Origin of the sequence: Natrarchaeobaculum sulfurireducens (assembly GCF_003430825.1) — an archaeon.
In the GTDB taxonomy this organism is placed as follows: Archaea; Halobacteriota; Halobacteria; order Halobacteriales; family Natrialbaceae; genus Natrarchaeobaculum; species Natrarchaeobaculum sulfurireducens.
The window spans coordinates 3,501,176-3,521,804 of record NZ_CP024047.1 but is presented as its reverse complement, the minus strand read 5'-3'; the positions used below and the strand labels follow the sequence as shown (position 1 = coordinate 3,521,804).

Genomic DNA, 20,629 nt, shown 5'->3' with positions numbered 1-20,629 from the left:
CGGCCACAATCCCTTCAGAGAAGCCAGTACTCGTCTGTTCTGGGATGTTCCCTTCCGGCTCCCTGGGAATCACTCGAGTATTCTCCACCGACGTTCTGCCTTCTCCAGTGGAAACGAAGGGGTGGGGGCCATCATCACTGCCGCACAATCGCCGCATCCTGTGACGACGATATCCAATCTAGCTGCCACTCGTGTTACTAGATCACATAAGTCTCGAATTTATTTTCTCGGCTGAACTAGATCGAATGTACCCTTACACCCCATCCGTAGCGATGGACACTCCATCCGTAGCGATGGACCTGTAGTCTCTGCTCTCACCAACGGTGGCGAGCTGATTTCGACCGAGGTCTACGTTTCACCGATCCGGGTGCTACTCGCGTATTGCTCATGATGCTACTCGCTCGTTGATCATACATCTCGAGTGGCTCTCCAAGCTATCTATCACGAACTCCGGCCAACCTCGAGTATCTCGGTCTCGAGTCGCCGGTAGCATCTCGAGCGGACGTCACCCCCCAGAATTCGTTGGTGCTCACCAGGATTCGTGAGTGCTCGCTCGACTGCTAGTCCATCCGGCGAGGCTCGCGCCCGGCGCTGGTTCGCGGTCGGGTGTGGGAGATCTTCAGTGATCGCGTTAGAATCCGGCGAACAGTGTCCAGCGAACAATGTACTGATACCCATAGGATTTGATCCGGTGATACGTCAACGGCGTGGGTGCGGACCTGTCGACAACGTGTAGTCGGTTGCACTCGAACTGCAGGGGTAGACTACGACTCTAGGCTTTCGGTTCATGCGAGAACGACGCAGTATCGGGCGATCAAGTATCGGTAAGCCAACTAATTAAACGTAGGCTTAAGTGAATTCGGTCCAGTTGTACGCGCAGACACACCCCGTGTGCTGGAGGCCCTACGATGGGACTGTTCACAGAACTCAAAGATAGTATCTCCCGGGTGACGGACCGCCTGTTCTCAGAGCAGGAGCCGAAACGAATCGGGATCTACGGACCGCCGAACGCTGGAAAGACGACGCTCGCAAACCGCATCGCAAGAGATTGGACCGGTGACGCAATTGGAACGGAGAGTCACATTCCACACGAAACGCGACGCGCGCGCAGGAAAGAAAACGTCGAGATCGAACGCAACGGAAAGTCGGTGACGATCGACATCGTCGACACGCCAGGCGTAACGACGAAAGTCGATTACGAGGAGTTCACCGACGAGATGGAAAAAGACGACGCGATTCGTCGCTCGCGTGAGGCGACTGAGGGTGTCGCCGAGGCCATGCACTGGCTTCGTGAGGACGTCGATGGCGTCATCTACGTCTTAGACAGTGCGGAAGATCCGATCACTCAGGTCAATACCATGTTGATCGGGATCATCGAGTCACGGGATCTCCCCGTATTGATCTTTGCGAACAAGACCGACCTCGAGGACTCGAGCGTCAAGCGAATCGAAGACGCGTTTCCACAGCACGAAACGATCCCGCTGTCGGCGAAAGAAGGAGACAACATGGACGAAGTGTACGAGTCGATCGCGGAGTACTTCGGGTGATCAGGATGCCGAAGGCAACGAACACTGACGACCCGGACGACGGAATCCAGATCGACATGATCAGCGGCGAGCGAATGGACGAACTCGCGACGATGGAGAAGATCAGGATGATCCTGGACGGCGTCCACGACGGCAACATCGTCATCTTAGAGGAGGGGCTGACTCCGGACGAAGAGAGCAAGCTGATCGAGACGACGATGGCCGAGATCAATCCGGACGGTTTCAACGGGATCGAGATCGAAACGTATCCGAAATCCGAAACTAGAGACTCGTCACTGCTGGGTCGGATCATGGGTACCGACGAATCGACGGCCAAGCTCACGGTGATCGGCCCTGCAAACCGGATCGAAACGCTCCACAAGGACGAAACGCTCATCAGTGCACTCGTCTCCCGAAACTAATGCCTCACGAATGCACGAACTGCGGTCGAACGTTTCCGGACGGCTCCAAGGAGATGCTCTCGGGCTGTCCGGACTGTGGTGGAAACAAGTTCCAGTTTTCGCCGGCCCGGACGGCCTCGAGCGATTCGTCCACGTCGAACGGTCCGCATACGGGGGATGAAGCAGGCGACTCGCCCGGGGCAGTCGACTCACCTGGTGTAGGCGAGACGTCACCAGGTGGGCCGCCGACTGAACGTCCCGACGGTTCGTCCGTGTCACAGCAAGATAACGGGGTAACTGGAGGGTCGGAGCGACTTGATCACGACGACTCGGCATCCTCACAGTCGGTTCGGGAGTGGGTGTCGAAAAAAGCCGACGAGAACGAGCGTCGGGTAGATACGAGCGACTTTGCGGCGTGGCCGGACTCGGCGCGCCGACCCGAGGACCGATCTTCAGCCAACGACGACACTGACCCAGCCGATCGGACGACCCGAGCAACGATGGCCGACGACGAGGGCTCGGCGCAGTCTGACGCCCGAACAGACGTCGTATCCACGGACGGATTGCCGACAGGAACCGTCGAAGGGACTCCCCAGTCCGATGGAACGGACGACGCTCGGACGGACGACGCTCGAGCGGCCGATTCCCAGGGGGTGTCTGCCACGGACGGCGACGCTGTCGCCGCCAGTGAGGACGACCGCCCACCCGAGCACGGTCGCGTCGTGAGTGAACCAACGGGCGACCGTCCCTCTATCGACGAACTCAGAGCCGAGCTCAACGAGCAGTTCGAGAGCATCAAGATCGTTCGCCCCGGCGAGTACGAACTCAACCTGATGGAGCTGTACAACCGCGAAGAGTACATTGTCTCCCTGCAAGAAGACGGCCGGTACGTCATCGACGTCCCCGACTCGTGGCGCGAGAGCGACGGGTGACAGTTCGCGCCGGGCCGTTGCGTTCCAGGTGAAACGGCCTCTTCGAGCATCGAACACTGGGGTGGCACATCTGAGCGGCGTGATTGCAGTCGATATTCGACTGTCGACCCCGGCTTGACGGGACCGTCCGCGCGTCGGTCCGTCAATTCAGTCGAACGGATCGAGGCGAGACAGATGGATTTATGCGATGTGGGTGATAGCCCTCGAACATGAGCACTGCAACCAAAATCGTTCTCGGGACGGTCAGCGTATCGGCGCTCCTGTCGATTTTGATCATCTTCCAGACCGTCTTCGTCTAATGTTCGACTCGCGTGAGCTCTCAGCGCCCGTTGCTGCGGTCAAAGCCGATCACGCGCCGGATGCGATCGTCTTCGACTCTGAACGGGATTTCGAGACGCTCCCGCCGGAACAGGCAGAAGAACTCGGGTTCGCCGTCGACTCGCTCGAGCTGGCAACCTATCCGTCGGCGTGGCTCCCAGCGGACGCACCGACGTTGCTCGAGAGGTACGCGGGCGCTGACTTCACGGTCGGAATGCCCGGTGACGGCAGCGTCGTCTGGACCCGGCAAACCGAGCCCCCCGTCGTGCTGGTCAAGCCGCGCGTCCAGGGCTCGCCCGAGTCGTTTGTCGACTTCCTCCTCGCTGAGGCGTTCGTCGAACTTGGTCTCGAGATCCCGGAACACTTCCTGGACTTTTTCGAGGACGGCTATCGCGATCTCGATCGCGCGGTTTCTCTCGATGCCAACAGCACCTACCAGATTGCCGCAGCACTGTACGATGGCTGGGTCGGACTCCAGACCCGTGAGGTGTTCGCGACGTGGCCCAACGACTCCCCGGAGCTCGCGGCAGCGTGGCAAGATGCTGGAGATCGACTCGAGGGCCGTGTTTCCGGATTGCCGAGCGCAGTGGCTCGCAACGAGACTGATTTCGCGGACGCGACGGAACTCGCGTGTGCGGCGATCAAGCATGCGATCGAACTCCCGGCACCGTTCGCAGCGCTCGATACCGAAGCGTATCTGGATCACGGACCCGAGTACGCGATACGATGGGCGGAGAAAACGTTCGACGCACTCACCGAGTAGCCCGTCATCGCTACCGACGGACACCACTTAGGAAATATCAGGCGGGTGTGTTGGACGGTCCTCGTCTATCCCTCCTCGAGCAGTTGCGGTCGAGAGCCCTCGAAACGGCGACTAAGGGATTGCTTAGCAGGTTCTCTATGTGCCTGTGACGGCCCTTAGAACTCCGCGTCGACGCTGCCGTCTTCGTCGAGGTCGATCACGCCGTCGAACAGCGCGCGGAACTCGTCGACGATCGTCTCGTCGTGGGGTTCCTCCGAGAGGTGAAAGAGCCCGACGGCGTCGTACTCTTCGAGCAGTTCCAGGATGCGTTCGACCGCGGAGAGCGCCTCGTCCTCGCCAGCGTAGTAGGCGAGTTCGGTTACGGAGTCGAAACTGATGCGGAGCTTGCCGTCGTGGGCCTCGAGGAAGCCGTCGATGTGCTCGACGATGCCGTCGACGTTGTCGGGGGCGGCGACGTAGTGGACGGTGTCGCTCTGTCGTCGGGAGTAGCCACGTTCGATGCTCAGGGTGTCGAGGATCTCTGCGCGTTCTTCGTCGACGTCGTAGTATTCGAGTTTCTGTTTGACTTCGCGGGCGGTCGTTCGAGTGGAAACGACGAGGAAGTGGTCGGTGTCGGTTTTGAAGAAATCGGTGTCTATTCGGTCCGTTTCGCCGGTGCTCGGATGGAGCAGGAGGATGCCGGTCCCACCTGGTACTGCCTCCGGTGCGTTGTCGATCTCGAGGCTGTAATCCATGTTGGACACAACAACTTTTGGGATCACCTTAAGCGTGCGGATGTTTCTGAGGTGAGTCGACGGTGTGGCGAGGATCGGTTCCGACTGCTGCTCTCGGAAAGCCGTAGGTGCGATAGTAGAAGCGATCTCCGGCGGCCTTTCGTCTCAGTTGAGGTTGTTATCCTCCTGGCGGAGCAAGACGAGCATCGACGCACCCGAGATCAGGATCAACAAGAGTGCAGGGACAGCCGCATACCGGTAGGCCAGCGCGTCTTGGGCACCCCAGATGATGCTGACGAGCGTTTCCATCCCGACGGGACGCAACATGAGCGTGATCGGCAACTCCTTCATGGTCGTCAGGAACACCAGAATGCCGCCGACGATCACGCCCGGCATGATCAACGGCAGCGTGATCCGTCGGAACGCCTCGATCGGGCCAGCGTTGAGCGTGTGTGCGGCCTCGATCGTCTTGTCATCGACCTGGAGCACCGACGACCGAACGGTGCCGACCGCCTGCGGAAGGAATCGAACGACGTAACCGAAGACGAGCAGCCAGACGCCGTGTCGATACAACGAAGGAAGCGTTCTGGTTCCCAGAAAAACCAGTGCAAGCCCGATGACGACGCCAGGAACGGCAAAGCCGAGGTAGGTGGCACGCTCGAGTACGCGCGAGAGCAGCGAGTTCGTTCGCCCGGAGTAGTACGCGACTGGCAGTGCAAACGCACAGGCGACCAGTCCGGCCAGCAGGGCAAGTGATGCCGAGTTGAACGCAAACTCCCACTGGAATTCGAGTGATGGGATCGGATCACCCTCGCTACGGAACAGCCAGTTGGTGAAAACCGCGACGGGGACGACGAGCGTGACGACGCCGATCCCGGTAACGGCCCCCATCGCGGGCCACTTCCAGCGGCGCAGACGGATCGTGCTCCCGCGTTCGGTGCCACCACTGACGTCGTCGTCGGCTCCGATACCGGCTTCGATCACGAGGACGACGGCGACGAGTGCGATCAGTTGCAACGCGAGTAACGCGGCGTACTCGACGGCGAAGCCGCCGAACTCCCAGTAGATGGTGCTCGTGAAGACGTCGGCGTTCATGAACGCTGGCGTTCCGAAGTCGGAGACGGCGTACAACGCCGCGAGCAACGCGCCGGCGGCGATTCCCGGCCTGATCTGGGGGAACGTCACTCGCCGGAACGCCTCGAGCGGACCGGCGTTGAGCGTGCGTGCAGCGTCGACGATCGAACTGTCCATCGAGAGTAATGCGGCGCGCGTCGTCAGAAAGACGTACGGGTAGGTATAGAGGGTAATAATTGCGATCGCACCGGGGAGGCCGTAGATGCGGGGGATCGTCGTTCCAAAGAGGGTATCGACTTCTCCGCCGGGACCGAACATGCCGACGAACGCGATTGCGCCGATGTAACTCGGGATTACGAGGGGCAACGCGGCGACGATCGTCCAGAACCGGGGATACGGAATGTCGGTTCGAGTGGTCAATACTGCGAGCGGGACGCCGAGGAGGATCGAAAACAGCGTCACGAAAAGCATCAGCGCGATGCTGTTGATCGTTACCCAGGCCGTCTGTGTAGAGAAGACGAGACCGACGGCTCGTGACGGATCGACCGCCGTCGCCTGCCAGACCAGCCAGAACATCGGCGAGACGACGAGCAACGCGATCACCGCGCTCACCGATCCGAGAACGAGCGTCGACCGGTTGGCCTCGCCAAGACGCTCGAGAATCGTCTCGAGCCGCGGCACCGAATCGAGATAGGTGGTACGTGATTTCATAGCGATTATCCGACTCTTCGACGGAACCGAGGTTTCAGATGGGGCGTTAGTCCTAGGTGAACCTAAATCCCCCGAAGCGTTCCCACATCGATGGAAGACAGCGACGTGATAGGTTTGGGTGTCGGGTCGCCGAACTGACTGACTGACGTGTTTTCTACGTATGATCCAGATCGACCCGAGGCGAAGTGACGTATTCTGTAGATCGACCCGATGTGAGGCGGCGCGTGATCCGGATCGTGAGAGGCTCCAGATTACTGGAACCCACGGATCGCGGTGATCCTCATCCGGCCGACGGCGGCCGATAGTGTGTCACCGTTCGTCGTCCAGCCACCGACGGTCGGTCCACCGATACGGATTAGACCGTCATCCCCTCTTGCTCGAGGAGTTCGCTCGCCTCCTGGAGATCCATGTCGAAGTCACTCAGGTCGAACTCCGGCGGATTGATCTCTTCTAAGTCGGGGAGTTCGCCGACGTAGTCGATCCCTTCGACGACCGGGTATTCGCCGTTCGCGTCCATCATGAACTCCTGGCCTTCCGCGGCGAGGAGGTGTCGAACGAACTCCGCGACGAGTTCGGCGTTCGCAACGTCGTTCAGGACGCCAACTCCAGCGATGCTGAACAGACAGCCCGCGTCGTTTTCGGTATAGGCCGTTCTGATGGGTGCGTCTGGAGCTTCGTTCAGGATCCGTGCGGCGTAGTAGCTGTTCCCAAATGCAACGATCGGATCGTCGTCACCGCCTCTGTTGATGGCTTCTGCCTGGTCGCCGCCGCCCGAGAAGAGCTGAATGTCCTGGTCTTCGACCATCGCCCGGACCCACTCGCGGGTCTCGCTTTCGCCTTTTCGCTCGACCATCGCCTGGATGAACCCGCGGAACGTCCCGGAGTTGGGTCGCGTCGAGATGATTCCCTCGAATCGGTCGTCGGTCGCGTACTCCATGATGTCGGTCGGTAACTCGTCTGCACCACCGTCCCAGCGATCGCTGTTGTACTGGATCGAGCGGACGCGTCCGGTGACGCCGGTCCAGTGACCGTCGGGCTCGCGATAGCTCCCTGGAACGGCGTCGACGACGTCCTGGGGGAGTTGCTGGAGGACGCCGTTGTCCTTGAGTTCGTTCAATGCGCCGGGGTCCTGTGAGTACATCAGGTCGGCTGCGACGGCATCTCCCTCCTGGAGGATCTGATTGACCTGTACGTCGTTGTCGTCGTAGTCACGGTTGATCTCGAAGCCGTCGTACTCGTCTTCTAACGCCTCGAACACCGGATCGATCTGGTCGCGAGTGCGCCCGGAGTAGACCGTGATCTCACCCTCGAGGTCGCCGAGATCGTCCCAGGAGACAGCCGTCGAGTCGACGGGCTCTGCGAGGGGGTCGGCATCGGCGATCGGTACGTTGTCGCCACCGTTGTCGTCCCCGAGACAACCGGCCAGCCCGGCGAGTCCGGCTGCTGAGACGCCCGTGGCGGCGAGGAACGATCGTCGACCGAACATCTGGGTTGGAACGCGTTCTTCCATGTCTAGTTTTAGGTCGACCTAAAACACATATACCTTCCGATTACTTTCGGGTTTTCAGAATTAGTAGGGTTGCACGAGAGGCTATCAGCCCGACAATCTTGGGCGCTTTCGGTTGGCCTAAAGCCGCTACTGCATATTTTTAGGCCTGCCTAAAGGGTGTGTCGGTTTCACCACTCGAGATGCGAGGACGACGAAACCAAGTCGAACGGACTTTGCGACTCGAAAGTGAGTGGTCGGGTATGAGCGTCCGCGAGGAGTTCGACGACTGGGCCGCGAGCGGCCGGGACAAGGGAATGGAAGAACGCCACTGGCACACCGCAAAACACGCGCTTGCGCGGATGCCGGTCGAGTCGGGTGACGTCGTACTCGACCTCGGTTGTGGCAGCGGATACGCCGGCCGCGCGCTTCGTGACACCAAGGGTGCAGGGCGAATCTACGGCCTCGATGGCTCGCCGGAGATGGCACGCAACGCCGCGGGATACACTGACGACTCCGACGTCGCGTATCTCGTCGGCGACTTCGATACGCTCCCGTTCGCCGACGACTCGATCGACCACGTCTGGTCGATGGAGGCGTTTTATTACGCCGCAGATCCTCACAACACGCTTTCTGAAATCGCCCGCATCCTTCGGCCCGGAGGGACGTTCTACTGTGCGGTCAACTACTACGAAGAGAACGTCTACTCCCACGAGTGGCAGGAGTTCATCTCGATCGAAATGACTCGCTGGGACCGCGAGCAGTACCGGGCAGCGTTCCGCGAAGCCGGACTCTACGTCGGCGAACAGGACACCATCCCGGACCGAGAGATCGAAATCCCCGAGGCCGCCGCGTTCCCGACCGACGACTGGGATACACGCGAAGCGATGGTCGAGCGCTATCGCGAACTCGGAACCTTGCTGACCGTCGGCGTCGCCCCGTAGTTTCAACTCGAGGTCACCGGTCGAGACCCAGTTCGTTTCGAGGCTGAACCACCGGCTGACACCCCACCTATTTCGACTCGAGATCCCGACGCTGATACCCCCTCATTTCCACTCGAGTCGCCACCCTGTCTGGTGGTTTTTGGCTCTGATCTCGAGGTGAAACGTCACCCTGTGTACCGCGAGTCGTTCACTCGAACCGTTCGCCCGCCGGAACCGTCACTTCGAGCCAGTTCTCTTCGGGTGGTAGGGGACAATCGAACGTCTCGCTGTAGGCACAAAACGGCGTGTACGCGAGGTTGAAATCGAGGACGATCTCGTCGCCCGTCTCGAGATCGCGGTCGGCTGCGAGTTCCATGTATCGGCCGCCGCGGTAGCTCTGTTGGCCAGTCGTCTTGTCCCGAAACGGAACGAAGTACGGGTCGTCGTTCGGGCTCTCGAGTTGGTAGGCTGCCAGCTCGAACGTCCCGTCTGCGAGCTCGTCCTCCTCGCGTACCAGTTCGAACTCGAGCGTCGCCACTCGAAGATAGCGCATCTCTCGGCCCGATGTCGTCTCCATCTGGACGACGCCTGGCTCGTCTTCGACGGTTACCGTCGCTAGCACGCGGTAGGCCGGATCGGGCTCGAAGTACTCGAGGCCGTCGAACGCGTCACGTTCGCCCGGTGGAATCGGTGACTGGGGATGCTCGGCAAAGAACTGATCTTTCTCGGCCCGTTTGGCCTCGAGTTCGGCGCACCACTGGTCGACATCGATGTCGGCGGCAGGGTCGGCAGAGTCGCTCATACCTCGACTATCTCCGGGAGACGGGAATGGGTTGTGTTTTGCAGGGCCGTTCGTCGGTGCGCCCACACCGCTGTCTCGAGGTGTCGCGGTCGGTTACTCCCCGATGGTCACGACGCCGTTGTGGACCGAGACGTCCTCGGCTTCTGCTGGAAGCTCGAACTCGAGGTGTCGACCGTCGAAGACGACGATCGCCGTCGACTCGACGATGTCGATCGTCACCGCTTCGTCGGTCCCGAAGTCGACTGCGATGAGGGCCCCGTCGTCGTACTCGAATCTTCGTACGACTGCACCGTGGCGATCGGCGTTCTGGAGTGTTTCGGGGACTTTCATAGCCAAACTGAGGGCCCCACGACTGGTAAGGGGTACGCCGGCAGCCTCCGGTGGGACCGCTCGAGTGCGCTGTCAGGGACGAACGCTCGAGACGGTGTAGACGGGTCGGTAGCTGGCCTGGGGACGGAGGTTTATAACTGAAGCCGCGGCTACGACTCCGTCAAGGCTATGCACGACCACCGATGAGTACGGGGAGAATGACGACCTGGCGCTCGACCTTCGGCCACGAAGAGCCCTACGACGAGCAGGTCGACGGGATCGAAACCGCAATCGAGACGGCTCGAGACAGCGGCTACACCGTCATCGAAGGGGCCTGTGGCACGGGGAAGACGATGATCGCACTTACTGCGGGGATCGATCTCGTGCGCGATCCGGACACTGACTACGAGCGTGTCTTCGTGCTCACGAGCGTCAAACAGCAGCTACGACAGTTCGAGGCCGACCTCGAGACGATCAACGCGAACCTGCCCGCCGACGCCGATCCTGTCTCCGGGCTCACACTCGTCGGAAAGGCTGACGTCTGCCCGTACAACCGCGAGGGTGCGGCCGGAATCGACGACGGCAACGTCTACGACCGGTGTGAGACCCTTCGAGACCGAACCCGTGACCTCGTCGGCGAGGGCGGGGAGACCACCGCCGGCTCGCTGGCCGCCCGCGCGCGCAGTCAGCAAATCGGACTGGCCGACAGCGGCGCTCGAGATAGCGGCGGACGGTTCCTCGAGACGGCGGGCGAACCCACGCCGTATCCGCCCGATCTGCCGACCTACGGCGACGGCGGTCCCGTCGGTGCCGAGACGGAGTACTGTCCGTTCTACGCCCGGTATCTCGAGGACCTGCCCGACGAGGGAAGCGACGGCGACGCAGCCGAGGCAGTCCCGTACGACTTCACCGACGTGGGAATGGTCACGCCCGAGGACCTGGTCGCCCTGTCGGTTCGTCACGGCACCTGTCCGCACTCGGTGATGGGTGCGGCGTTGGGCCACGTCGAGGTCGTCGTCGGCAACTACTACCACGCGTTCGACCCGCGAACGACGGGCACGTTCACCGGCGCGTTACTCGACGACTCGACGTTCGTCGTCTGCGACGAGGCCCATATGCTCGAACCGCGCGTTCGCGACCTCGTCAGCGACGGCGTCGCCGATACAACGCTGCGTGACGCCGAGACGGAACTCTCGCGAGTCATCCAGCCGGTCAAGTTCGAACGCGAGGGTCGAAATGCACAGGGAGGGTCGAAGACGGCTGACGCCGACCTCGTCCGGACAGAGCTGAACGACAGCGACGTCAGCTACGACGAACTCGTTCGTACCCTCGAGTTCGTCCAGGACCTTCGGGACGAACTTGACCGCCGGGTGACGGCTCACCTCGACCGGAAACAGCGGGGGTGGCAGTCGAATCTCACCGACCTGCGAGACGACGAGATCCCGCTTCGCGACCCGGCCGAACCCGCCGAAGACGAGTTGACGACGTGGGCGAGAGACGCCGGCTACCGGGACGCCGACTGGGTCCGAGCGGAGAGCGTCGGGGCGGTCGTCGCTCGAATCTTGAACGAGGCCGAAGACGAGGATCGGGCCCGGTCAGCCCCTGCGGTCGGCCGCATCTTCGGCCAGTGGTACCGTTGCGGTCACACCGACTACTTCCGGGAGATCGAACTCGAGCGCACCTGGAACGAGACCGAACCCGCCGACTCGTGGCGTCGGGCGTACACCGCTCGACTCGCGCTGCACAACTGCGTCCCCAGCGACGCCATCGGCGAGCGACTCGCGGCCTTTGGCGGCGGCATCCTGATGAGTGCCACCCTCGAGCCGATCGAGGCGTTCACCGAAGTGACCGGACTCGAGTACCTCGCGCGAGCGGAGGATCGACCGGTCGTCGAGCGCCGCTACGGGCTACATTTTCCCGAGAAAAATCGCGAGAGCTTCGCGGTCGCTGCCCCCAAGTTCACGTACGATAACCGCGGCCATCCGGGGGATGACACGCCCACCCGAAGACAGTACGCCGACGCGATCTCGACGATCGCTCGCGTTCCGGGCAACGTCCTCGTCGGGATGCCGAGCTACGCCGAGGCCGAGTGGTTTGCGGGCGTCCTCGAGGATCGGATCGAAAAACCAGTTTTGCTCGACGCCTCGAGCGACGACGAGACGACGGAGTCGCTCAAGTCCCAGTTTTTCGCCGGCGAGGGAAAGGTACTCCTGACGAGTCTCCGGGGAACGCTCACGGAGGGCGTCGACTATAGCGGTGATCGACTCTCGGCGGCGGTCGTCTGTGGCGTCCCGATCGTCAACACGGCGAGTCCGCGCACGAAGGCAGTCAGGCGGGCCTACGACGAGGAATTCGGTGACGGATTCGAGTACGCGCTGACGATCCCCGCCGTGCGAAAGGCCCGCCAGGCCGTTGGCCGCGTCATCCGCTCACCCGACGACGTCGGCGTCCGGGTCCTGCTCGACGAACGGTACGCACGCGACAGCTGGGACTCCGTTCGCGAGTATCTCCCCGCTGACGGGGAGTTCCAGCCGGTGAGTCCCGACATGCTCGGGATGGGGCTCGAGCGAATCCGCCCGACACTCGAGTCCAAGCGGTAGCCCTACCCGACCGTGTCGCCGATACGGTCGTCCGCGGTGGCGACGCCACGGTACCGTCCGTCGTCGAGCGACTGGACCCGAAAGCCGAGTGCGTCGTAGAACGGTCGAACTCGGTCGTCGAAGGTGGCAGTCAGTCGCCCTTCGCGCTCGAGGGCGCGTTCGACTAACGCGGTGCCGATGCCGCGGCCACGGTGGCGACGCCGGACGGCGACGGCGGCGACGTGGGCATTTCGCTCGCGAGGCTCGAGGACGAGCGCGCCGAGACGTCGTTCGCGGTCGTGGCTCGGTTTCCCTGGGATCGAGCTGTCGCCGCCTGACTCGGCTCTGTCGGCTGTCGTCGATTCGCCCCGTCGGTCACCCGCGACGAGGACGTCGCCCGCGTCGATTCGGGGCTCGACGGCCCCCGGCTCGAGCATGGCACCGTCGAGGATTCGGCGGACTTCGAGGGCGTCGTCGGGATCGGCGGGACGAACGAACATGGCTGGGAACGATCAGTGTGCGGTGGCTACCACGCTGTCGGTTTCGATTCGAGTTGAAGCGTCGGTCGCTCGACGCGGCTGTGGGCGATCAGCCGCCTTTGATCAGCCGCAAGACGGTAACGTGCTCGGTCTCGACGGGCTGGTCTTCCGGGACCGGACGGCCGTCGACCAGAACGCTCACCTCGTGCGGGCTCAACTCGACTTCGGCCAGCAGGTCGGCGTACGTCGGCTTCGTTACGTTTGCCTCGGTCGACGCCGTGGCTCCGTCGGCGTCTGGCTGCTCGAGGTCGATCTCGTGGGTCCCTTCGCCTTTGACGTCGACGGTGACGCGCATACCTCGGTTTTGGAGAGCGAAGACTTCAGCGCATCGCTAGCGTGCAAGCGACCTCGCTGGTGGAGTCCCCAAACGGATATACGTTCCCGGTAGAATGTCACGAGCATGTATACGATCGTTATACCGGTCGGCACCAGTCGGGGGCTGGAGGCAGCCGAGTACGTCACAGCACTTCCAGATTGCGATACCGACGTCGAGGTCGTCGTCGTGAACGTCTTCGAGGAGTTCGAAATCACCGGCGAGGGTGGCATCGTCCGCTCGGATGAGCTTTACGACGAACGCGACCTGCCCAAAAGCGTCGAAGAGGTCGTCGACACGCTCGAGGACCACGGCGTCGACGTCACTGTCCGTCGCGAACACGGCGATCCAGTCGAAGAGATCCTGGCTATCGCCGACGAGGTCGACGCGAACGCCATCGCCATGGTCGGCCGGCAGCGCTCGCCCACGGGTAAAGCGCTGTTCGGAAGCACTACCCAGCGGATTATCCTCGATGCCGACCGTCCGGTCACTGTCGTGACCGACGAGTAGCAGGCGCGATCGAGCCGATCCTCGACGCTGGTTCGATCCCTCGAGCGGCGACGGGGCCGCGACGGAGACCTTCGGTCGATTTATCTTGGGCCCGGCCCTTGAGCCGGTATGAGCGAGGCCGACGCCGAACCGGCGGCGCCCACTCCGGGCAGGACCGAAGTCTGGATCGAAAAGTACCGGCCACAGCGACTCGACGACATCAAAGGCCACGAAAACATCGTCCCACGGCTGCTGCGGTACGTCGAACGGGACGACCTGCCCCACCTCATGTTTGCAGGCCCGGCCGGAACCGGGAAAACCACGGCGGCCCAGGCCATCGCCCGCGAGGTCTACGACGACGACTGGCGCGAGAACTTCCTCGAACTCAACGCCTCCGACCAGCGCGGAATCGACGTCGTCCGCGACCGGATCAAAGAGTTCGCCCGCTCTTCGTTCGGCGGGTACGACCACCGGATCATCTTCTTAGACGAGGCCGACGCACTGACCAGCGACGCCCAGTCGGCGTTGCGTCGAACGATGGAGCAGTTCTCGAGTAACACTCGCTTTATCCTCTCGTGTAACTACTCGAGTCAGATCATCGATCCGATCCAGTCACGGTGTGCTGTCTTTCGCTTTACCGAACTCGCCGAGGCGGCAATCGAGACACAGATCCGCGAGATCGCCGAAATCGAGGAGATCGCGGTGACCGACGACGGTATCGACGCGCTGGTGTACGCGGCCGATGGTGACATGCGAAAAGCGATCAACGCCCTTCAGGCTGCCGCGGTGATGGGTGAAACCGTCGACGAGGCAACCGTCTTCGCGATCACCGCCACCGCCCGCCCCGAGGAGGTCGAGGAAATGGTCGGGTACGCCATCGACGGCGACTTCACCGCCGCTCGGGCTGCCCTCGAAGACCTGTTGACCGACCGCGGGCTCGCCGGCGGCGACGTCATCGATCAGCTCCACCGCTCCGCGTGGGAGCTCGACCTTCCCGAACGAGCGATCGTTCGTTTGCTCGAGCGCCTCGGCGAGGTCGACTACCGCATCACCGAGGGCGCGAACGAACGGCTTCAGCTCGAGGCCATGCTGGCATCGCTCGCCCTCGAGGACGCGTAAAGCCGGCATATCCGAACGATTTTGCCATTCACCGCTCGTCACTGGCAAGCGCGTCGACCGTAACTACCGGTCGTAGCTGTGGCCAAGAGTCGAGAAACCCGTGTCGAGACGATCGTTTGAGCGGTCTCTGGCTCACTCGAGAATCTCGACGCCACGAACGGCGATGGCCGTTCCGTCGTCGTCCGCCGCGACGCCAACGTCCCAGCCGTGGGCGTCGGCGAGTCGTTCGATCGGCTCGAGACCGAACGCGCTGCCGTCTGCGTCGGCGAGCCGCCCCGGCTCGGGGTCGGCTTCGCGATCGGCGTCGGCCTCGGTCGGTCGGCTGCCGGCGACGTAGAAGCCGTCGTCGGTCGTGCCGACGGTGAGCGTGACGGATGCCGCGTCGTCGTCGGCGGCTTCGATCTCGATCGTGGTCCGGAAGACGGACTCGAACAGCGTGTAGAGCTGGTTCCGATCGGCCTCGAGTACGATGTCGCCGTCGGTTAGCAGTTGCGCTTTGCCCGTTTCGCTGGTGAGCCAGGCGCGGGTTGCGACCTCTACGAGGGAGACCGGCTCGGCGTCGGTTCGCTCTCCGTCCGCGACGTCGACGAGCTCCTGCAATCGATCCGAGAGCCGCTCGTGGGCGGTTTCGACGACGTCGAAGTGTTCTTCGTCGCCAGTCTTCTCGGCAAGCTCGAGGTAGCCGCGGGCGGTGTTCAGCGGTGACCGCACGTCGTCGTCGATCCGCTCGGAGATCGTCTCGAGGCGTCGCATCGCGGCCAGAAGCTGGCGCTCGTGGCGTCGCTGCTGGGTGACGTCCTCGTAGACGATCAGCCCGCCGGCGTTCGCGGCGGTGGTCTCGGACACCTCGAGCGGGACAACGGTCAGGACGAAGTCGCGGATGCCGTCGGGAGTCACGCGCCGACACTCGAGATCGCGTTGCTCGTTGGCCTGAATGGCTTCGGTGAGCGCCGTCGCCCGGTCTGCCAGCCCAGTGGGGAGGGCACAGGAGACGACCTGCTCGCCGACGATCTCCTCGCGGTCGACGCTGAAGACGGCCTCGAAGGTGGCGTTGACGCCCGAAACGACGGGCTCTCCGTCCTCGAGATCATATCGGAGCGTCGGTTCGGAGACGTTTCTGAAGAGCGTAAAGAGGGCGTCCCGTTCGTCTTTGAGTCGGCTGTATCGCTCGTGGAACCGCGATCGTTCGCGGGTCAGTCGGTCGCGCTCGTTTACGATGCCGCGTTCGGCCCAGTTCCGTTCGAGGATCGCCGCGGCGAACCCACACAGCCCCTCGAGAAGTGCGAGGTCACCGCCGTCGAATGCGTCCGGGAGTTCGGCGACGACGTGCAACACGCCGACGTCGCCTACGGGGACGCTACACAGCGATCGGACGCCGTCGAACGGCGGCTCGAGCCAGTCGTAGGTCGTGAGATCGGCGATTCGAATCGGCTCTCTTGCCCGAAACGCGACGCCGAGGGGATCGTCGAGTGACCTGGACTCGAGTGCCTCATCGGGAACCGCCGATGCCGCAGCCCGAGGGACGAGTTCGCCGAAGTTGATCGTCTCCAGCCAGCAATACTCGAACTCGAGGACGTCGACGGCACCGTCGACGAGTCGCTCGAAGAGCCGGTCTCGATCCCGGCAGCTGGCGATACCGGCAGTCGTCTCGAACACTGCGGCGGCCGTCCGGGCGTCCGGTGGCCCGTCTTCGGCCGGTGGCTCTCGCGTCGTGGCACAGAGGCGCTCGATGTCGTCAGCGAGGTGGACGTACGCGTCCGCGGTGTCTCGCCGGACGTAGCCGTCGGCATCCGCAGCCACCGACGACGACGCGAACGGCTCGTCGGCGAAGACAACGACCGGTACCGGGCCGGCCGCCTCGAGGGCCGTTGTCAGTTCCTCTTCGGAGTGGTCGCCCTCGACGACGATACAGTCGGCATCGAGCGCCCACTCGTGGACGTCGTCGACCGCGGTCGTCGGCTGGACGGTGCCGTCAGGGTCCGTCTGCAGTTCCTCGATCGCAGTGGCTCCTTCCGCCGCCGCGGTGTCGGTTGCCGCGACGTAGAGGATCAAGCGTGGGTGCGAGTGCGTCGTCGGGTGTGCCTTCGATGTCATCGAATCCGAATTAGTCGTCTGTACGTACTGTCTGTGATTCCATACTAATGTTTCTGCTGGGCGTTTTTCGTCTGGACGACCGTCGTCCGCTTTCGTTCGACTCGCTGAAACACTCACGTCTGCCGCAGTGAGCGGTACCATAGTAGCACGTCAGTGCGCACCTGCTCGCCAGGCAGATCCGCGATCAGTGTGTACATCGGTGCAGTTGTTACCATCTCTGGCAGAAGATCCCGAACCGGTGGTTCTTCGTCGGTCAAAAAAACGCCGTCCGTGTCGAACTGTTAGCACGATCCCGAACTCACGGACCTCCTTACCTCTCGAGCGGTGTTGCGTCCTGCAGACCGGCCGTCACCGGTCGCGTCGGGCACTCTCGCGTCATGAACGTTGCGGAACTGTTTTAGTCACTGGCTGGCCAACAACGAACAATGAGTGAACTGGCGGACGAGTACCGCCTCGAGTACTTCGAGGAGGAAGGATTCGTGCGCACGGAGTGTCCCGAGTGTGGGAACCACTTCTGGACGCGCGACGAAGACCGGGTGACCTGTGGCGAGCCGCCGTGTGCCGAGTACGACTTTATCGACGATCCCGGCTTCGCCGAGGAGTACAGCCTCGAGGAGATGCGCGAGGCGTTTCTCTCGTTCTTCGAAGACCACGATCACGAGCGAATCGGTCCGTACCCCGTCGCGGCGAACCGCTGGCGTGACGACGTCCTGTTGACCCAGGCGTCGATTTACGACTTCCAGCCGCTGGTGACGTCGGGTGAGACGCCGCCGCCTGCGAATCCACTGACGGTCAGCCAGCCGTGTATCCGGATGCAGGACATCGACAACGTGGGCAAGACCGGACGCCACACGATGGCCTTCGAGATGATGGCCCACCACGCCTTCAACGCGCGCGAGGACGCAGACGCCGAGTACGCCTACGACGGCGAAGTGTACTGGAAGGACCGAACGGTCGAACTCTGTGACAACCTGCTCGAGTCGATGGGCGCTGACATCACCCAGGTGACTTACATCGAGGACCCCTGGGTCGGCGGCGGTAACGCCGGTCCCGCCATCGAAGTCATCTACAAGGGACTCGAGCTGGCGACGCTGGTTTTCATGTGCATGGAGGCCGACCCCGACGGCGAGTACGAACTCAAAGACGGGAACCGCTACTCCTTCATGGACACCTACATCGTCGATACGGGCTACGGGCTCGAGCGGTGGACCTGGATGAGCCAGGGCACCCCAACGGTGTACGAGGCGATCTACCCCGAGATGATCGCCTTCCTCAAAGAGAACGCCGAAATCGAACACACCGACGAGGAGACCGAACTCGTCGGCCGTGCCGCCCGTCTCTCGGGCAACTTAGACATCGACGACGTCGACGACGTCGAGGCTGCTCGTGGCGACATCGCCGACCAGCTCGGCGTCTCGGTCGAGGAACTCCGGGACCTGGTCGAACCGCTCGAGGACGTCTACGCGATTGCCGACCACTGTCGCACCCTCGCGTACATGCTCGGTGACGGCATCGTCCCGTCGAACGTCGGGACGGGCTACCTCGCACGGATGGTACTCCGCCGCACAAAGCGGCTGTGCGATAACGTGGGCGTCGACGCGCCGTTGGACGAACTCGTCGACATGCAGGCGTCACGGCTGGAGTACGAAAACCGCGATACGATCCGCGATATCGTCCGCACGGAGGTCGAGAAGTACCGCGAAACCCTCGAGCGGGGTGGCCGCCGGGTCGAACAGCTCGCCGAGGAGTACGCCGAGGCCGGCGAGGCGATCCCGACCGACGAACTGATCGAACTCTATGACTCTCACGGCATCCAGCCGGACATGGTCGCAGAGATCGCCGCCGAGGCGGGTGCGGACACAGACGTCCCCGACGACTTCTACAGTCTCGTTGCAAAACGTCACGAGACGCCCGAGGAGTCGGACACCCCGACCGAGGAGGAAGACGAACGCTTCGAGGATCTGCCCGAGACGGAGCCCCTCTACTACGACGACCAACAACGCACGCAGTTCGAGGCGGTCGTACTCGACGTCTTCGAGCGCGAAGACGGCTACGACGTCGTCTTAGACCAGACGATGTTCTACCCCGAAGGTGGGGGCCAGCCCGCAGACACGGGTATCCTCTCGACCGACGAGACGACCGTCGAGGTTCGTGACGTCCAGATCGATGGCGGCGTCATCTGCCACCGGACCGACGAGAGCCCTGGAAAAGGCGAGTTCGTCAACGGCCAGGTCGATGCCGCTCGTCGCCGCCAGTTGATGCGCCACCACACGGCGACGCACGTCGTCATCCACGCCGCCCGGCAGGTTCTTGGCGATCACGTTCGCCAGGCTGGCGCTCAGAAAGGCGTCGAGAGTTCTCGCATCGACTTGCGCCACTACGCCCGCATCTCGCGTGCGGACGTCAAAGCGATCGAACGCGTTGCCAACGAGATCGTCATGGACAACTCCGCGGTCACCCAGGAGTGGCCCGACCGCCACGAGGCCGAGGCCGAGCACGGCTTCGATCTCTATCAGGGTGGCATCCCACCGGGCGAACAGATCCGGCTGATCTACGTCGACGACGACGTCCAGGCCTGCGGTGGTACCCACGTCGCCCGCACCGGCGACATCGGTGCGATCAAAGTTCTCTCGACCGAGCGCGTCCAGGACGGCGTCGAGCGCATCACGTTCGCCGCCGGCGAGGCCGCCCTCGAGGCGACCCAGCGTAAAGAAGACGCCCTCTATGAGGCCGCAGAGATCCTCGACGTCTCACCCGAAGCGGTTCCGGCGACGGCCGAACGCTTCTTCGAGGAGTGGAAAGCTCGCGGCAAGCAGATCGACGATCTGAACGAACAACTCGCGGAAGCCCGCGCCAGCGGCGGTGCCGGCGGCGAGGAGATCGACCTCGGCGAGACGACCGCGCTCGTCCAGCGCATCGACGCCGATGTCGACGAATTGCGTGCGACCGCGAACGCGATCGCCGAAGACGGCACCGTCGCCGTGCTGGGAAGCGGCCAGGACAGCGCCCAGTTCGTCGTTGCCGTTCCCGACGACGTCGGCGTGAACGCCGGGCAGGTCGTCGGCGAACTGGCGGATCGCGTCGGCGGTGGTGGGGGCGGCCCGCCGGACTTCGCTCAGGGCGGTGGTCCCAATGTCGAGGACCTGGATGACGTCCTCGAGGCCGCTCCCGACGTCGTCCGTCGCATGCTCGACGCATAATTTTCTCGGGCATACCAGCTCTCTCCGTTTTTCGTCGCAACTCACGAACACGCCACTCCTCGTGGTTCAGGTGTGGTAAGCGTCACTACCGACTGTTGGTCCGTCCGCCGGCCGAGTCGCTCCAGTTTTTTCGTCAGTGCTTGACAGGTACTTAAAACCTATTTTTCAACTTCCTAATGATATTTTATATTACTATAGTAAAACAGAAATATTTGGTCGGGAGGGAGTTTATACACCTTTCTCCAAATCAGCCATTTTCTCATTGCGAAAGTATTATATGGGTTTGGTAGACAGTGCATACCAGAGATGAAACGACGTACGTTTCTGAAGGGTAGCAG

General features: G+C 62.6%; 18 protein-coding genes. 10 read left to right on the top strand and 8 right to left on the bottom strand.

What is annotated here, in order from left to right:
* Positions 1-908: 908 nt before the first annotated feature.
* From AArc1_RS18400 to AArc1_RS18385, 5 genes are all read left to right on the top strand, one after another.
* Positions 909-1,547, top strand: a complete 639-nt coding sequence (locus AArc1_RS18400; protein ID WP_117365712.1) for an Era-like GTP-binding protein — start codon at positions 909-911, stop codon at positions 1,545-1,547.
* Between the two features lie 5 nt (positions 1,548-1,552).
* Positions 1,553-1,948: a DUF2073 domain-containing protein gene (locus tag AArc1_RS18395; protein WP_117365711.1), complete on the top strand. Its 396-nt coding sequence runs from the start codon at positions 1,553-1,555 to the stop codon at positions 1,946-1,948.
* Positions 1,948-2,859 carry an OapC/ArvC family zinc-ribbon domain-containing protein gene (locus AArc1_RS18390; protein ID WP_117365710.1) on the top strand — a complete coding sequence of 304 codons (912 nt, stop codon included), beginning with the start codon at positions 1,948-1,950 and terminating at the stop codon, positions 2,857-2,859. Before AArc1_RS18395 ends, AArc1_RS18390 begins: the two co-directional genes overlap by 1 nt.
* Before the next feature lie 209 nt (positions 2,860-3,068).
* Complete coding sequence (locus AArc1_RS19795; RefSeq protein WP_449289241.1) at positions 3,069-3,158, top strand: hypothetical protein; 90 nt, start codon at positions 3,069-3,071, stop codon at positions 3,156-3,158.
* A complete protein-coding gene (locus AArc1_RS18385) occupies positions 3,158-3,940 on the top strand; it encodes a DUF7089 family protein (RefSeq protein ID WP_117365709.1) in 783 nt (260 codons plus the stop codon). Before AArc1_RS19795 ends, AArc1_RS18385 begins: the two co-directional genes overlap by 1 nt.
* A gap of 155 nt (positions 3,941-4,095) precedes the next feature.
* Here the strand turns inward: AArc1_RS18385 and AArc1_RS18380 are convergent, their stop codons facing one another.
* The 3 genes from AArc1_RS18380 to AArc1_RS18370 all read right to left on the bottom strand — a co-directional run bounded on the left by AArc1_RS18380 (position 4,096) and on the right by AArc1_RS18370 (position 7,948).
* On the bottom strand, positions 4,096-4,674 hold the full coding sequence (locus AArc1_RS18380; protein WP_117365708.1) for a DUF7090 family protein: 579 nt from the start codon (positions 4,672-4,674) through the stop codon (positions 4,096-4,098).
* A 144-nt stretch (positions 4,675-4,818) separates the two neighbouring features.
* On the bottom strand, positions 4,819-6,438 hold the full coding sequence (locus tag AArc1_RS18375) for an ABC transporter permease (RefSeq protein WP_117365707.1): 1,620 nt from the start codon (positions 6,436-6,438) through the stop codon (positions 4,819-4,821).
* A 355-nt stretch (positions 6,439-6,793) separates the two neighbouring features.
* Entirely contained in the window at positions 6,794-7,948 is a 1,155-nt protein-coding gene (locus AArc1_RS18370) for an ABC transporter substrate-binding protein (RefSeq protein WP_186336630.1), read from the bottom strand.
* A 239-nt stretch (positions 7,949-8,187) separates the two neighbouring features.
* On the opposite strand from AArc1_RS18370, the gene AArc1_RS18365 reads away from it, so the two are divergent.
* On the top strand, positions 8,188-8,868 hold the full coding sequence (locus tag AArc1_RS18365; protein WP_117365706.1) for a class I SAM-dependent methyltransferase: 681 nt from the start codon (positions 8,188-8,190) through the stop codon (positions 8,866-8,868).
* Between the two features lie 187 nt (positions 8,869-9,055).
* Here the strand turns inward: AArc1_RS18365 and AArc1_RS18360 are convergent, their stop codons facing one another.
* Together AArc1_RS18360 and AArc1_RS18355 are read right to left on the bottom strand one after the other, a co-directional pair.
* Positions 9,056-9,649, bottom strand: coding sequence for a DUF1684 domain-containing protein (locus AArc1_RS18360; RefSeq protein WP_117365705.1), 594 nt, complete (start codon positions 9,647-9,649; stop codon positions 9,056-9,058).
* Between the two features lie 93 nt (positions 9,650-9,742).
* Positions 9,743-9,979 carry a DUF7127 family protein gene (locus AArc1_RS18355; protein ID WP_117365704.1) on the bottom strand — a complete coding sequence of 79 codons (237 nt, stop codon included), beginning with the start codon at positions 9,977-9,979 and terminating at the stop codon, positions 9,743-9,745.
* Positions 9,980-10,176: 197 nt separating this feature from the next.
* On the opposite strand from AArc1_RS18355, the gene AArc1_RS18350 reads away from it, so the two are divergent.
* On the top strand, positions 10,177-12,558 hold the full coding sequence (locus tag AArc1_RS18350; protein WP_117365703.1) for an ATP-dependent DNA helicase: 2,382 nt from the start codon (positions 10,177-10,179) through the stop codon (positions 12,556-12,558).
* Positions 12,559-12,560: 2 nt separating this feature from the next.
* On the opposite strand, the gene AArc1_RS18345 is transcribed toward AArc1_RS18350, so the two are convergent.
* Together AArc1_RS18345 and samp2 are read right to left on the bottom strand one after the other, a co-directional pair.
* The gene (locus AArc1_RS18345) at positions 12,561-13,037 is read right to left on the bottom strand and encodes a GNAT family N-acetyltransferase (protein ID WP_117365702.1); all 477 of its coding nucleotides are present in this window, start codon (positions 13,035-13,037) and stop codon (positions 12,561-12,563) included.
* A gap of 88 nt (positions 13,038-13,125) precedes the next feature.
* Positions 13,126-13,371 carry a ubiquitin-like small modifier protein SAMP2 gene (gene samp2, locus AArc1_RS18340; RefSeq protein ID WP_117365701.1) on the bottom strand — a complete coding sequence of 82 codons (246 nt, stop codon included), beginning with the start codon at positions 13,369-13,371 and terminating at the stop codon, positions 13,126-13,128.
* 105 nt (positions 13,372-13,476) lie between these two features.
* Between samp2 and AArc1_RS18335 the strand changes: the two genes are divergently transcribed.
* Both AArc1_RS18335 and AArc1_RS18330 read left to right on the top strand, forming a co-directional pair.
* Entirely contained in the window at positions 13,477-13,899 is a 423-nt protein-coding gene (locus AArc1_RS18335) for a universal stress protein (protein ID WP_117365700.1), read from the top strand.
* Positions 13,900-14,007: 108 nt separating this feature from the next.
* A complete protein-coding gene (locus AArc1_RS18330; protein ID WP_117365699.1) occupies positions 14,008-14,997 on the top strand; it encodes a replication factor C small subunit in 990 nt (329 codons plus the stop codon).
* Between the two features lie 132 nt (positions 14,998-15,129).
* Here AArc1_RS18330 and AArc1_RS18325 read toward each other — a convergent pair whose 3' ends face one another.
* Positions 15,130-17,091 carry a GAF domain-containing protein gene (locus AArc1_RS18325; protein WP_117365698.1) on the bottom strand — a complete coding sequence of 654 codons (1,962 nt, stop codon included), beginning with the start codon at positions 17,089-17,091 and terminating at the stop codon, positions 15,130-15,132.
* 425 nt (positions 17,092-17,516) lie between these two features.
* On the opposite strand from AArc1_RS18325, the gene alaS reads away from it, so the two are divergent.
* Positions 17,517-20,291, top strand: a complete 2,775-nt coding sequence (gene alaS / locus AArc1_RS18320; protein WP_117365697.1) for an alanine--tRNA ligase — start codon at positions 17,517-17,519, stop codon at positions 20,289-20,291.
* Positions 20,292-20,629: the final 338 nt, after the last annotated feature.

What these genes read in the sequence shown, in the direction of transcription:
- AArc1_RS18400 (WP_117365712.1), top strand. Translation starts at nt 909, where the DNA reads ATGGGACTGTTCACAGAACTCAAAGATAGTATCTCCCGGGTGACGGAC.
- AArc1_RS18395 (WP_117365711.1), top strand. Translation starts at nt 1,553, where the DNA reads ATGCCGAAGGCAACGAACACTGACGACCCGGACGACGGAATCCAGATC.
- AArc1_RS18390 (WP_117365710.1), top strand. Translation starts at nt 1,948, where the DNA reads ATGCCTCACGAATGCACGAACTGCGGTCGAACGTTTCCGGACGGCTCC.
- AArc1_RS19795 (WP_449289241.1), top strand. Translation starts at nt 3,069, where the DNA reads ATGAGCACTGCAACCAAAATCGTTCTCGGGACGGTCAGCGTATCGGCG.
- AArc1_RS18385 (WP_117365709.1), top strand. Translation starts at nt 3,158, where the DNA reads ATGTTCGACTCGCGTGAGCTCTCAGCGCCCGTTGCTGCGGTCAAAGCC.
- AArc1_RS18380 (WP_117365708.1), bottom strand. Translation starts at nt 4,674, where the DNA reads ATGGATTACAGCCTCGAGATCGACAACGCACCGGAGGCAGTACCAGGT.
- AArc1_RS18375 (WP_117365707.1), bottom strand. Translation starts at nt 6,438, where the DNA reads ATGAAATCACGTACCACCTATCTCGATTCGGTGCCGCGGCTCGAGACG.
- AArc1_RS18370 (WP_186336630.1), bottom strand. Translation starts at nt 7,948, where the DNA reads ATGGAAGAACGCGTTCCAACCCAGATGTTCGGTCGACGATCGTTCCTC.
- AArc1_RS18365 (WP_117365706.1), top strand. Translation starts at nt 8,188, where the DNA reads ATGAGCGTCCGCGAGGAGTTCGACGACTGGGCCGCGAGCGGCCGGGAC.
- AArc1_RS18360 (WP_117365705.1), bottom strand. Translation starts at nt 9,649, where the DNA reads ATGAGCGACTCTGCCGACCCTGCCGCCGACATCGATGTCGACCAGTGG.
- AArc1_RS18355 (WP_117365704.1), bottom strand. Translation starts at nt 9,979, where the DNA reads ATGAAAGTCCCCGAAACACTCCAGAACGCCGATCGCCACGGTGCAGTC.
- AArc1_RS18350 (WP_117365703.1), top strand. Translation starts at nt 10,177, where the DNA reads ATGACGACCTGGCGCTCGACCTTCGGCCACGAAGAGCCCTACGACGAG.
- AArc1_RS18345 (WP_117365702.1), bottom strand. Translation starts at nt 13,037, where the DNA reads ATGTTCGTTCGTCCCGCCGATCCCGACGACGCCCTCGAAGTCCGCCGA.
- samp2 (WP_117365701.1), bottom strand. Translation starts at nt 13,371, where the DNA reads ATGCGCGTCACCGTCGACGTCAAAGGCGAAGGGACCCACGAGATCGAC.
- AArc1_RS18335 (WP_117365700.1), top strand. Translation starts at nt 13,477, where the DNA reads ATGTATACGATCGTTATACCGGTCGGCACCAGTCGGGGGCTGGAGGCA.
- AArc1_RS18330 (WP_117365699.1), top strand. Translation starts at nt 14,008, where the DNA reads ATGAGCGAGGCCGACGCCGAACCGGCGGCGCCCACTCCGGGCAGGACC.
- AArc1_RS18325 (WP_117365698.1), bottom strand. Translation starts at nt 17,091, where the DNA reads ATGACATCGAAGGCACACCCGACGACGCACTCGCACCCACGCTTGATC.
- alaS (WP_117365697.1), top strand. Translation starts at nt 17,517, where the DNA reads ATGAGTGAACTGGCGGACGAGTACCGCCTCGAGTACTTCGAGGAGGAA.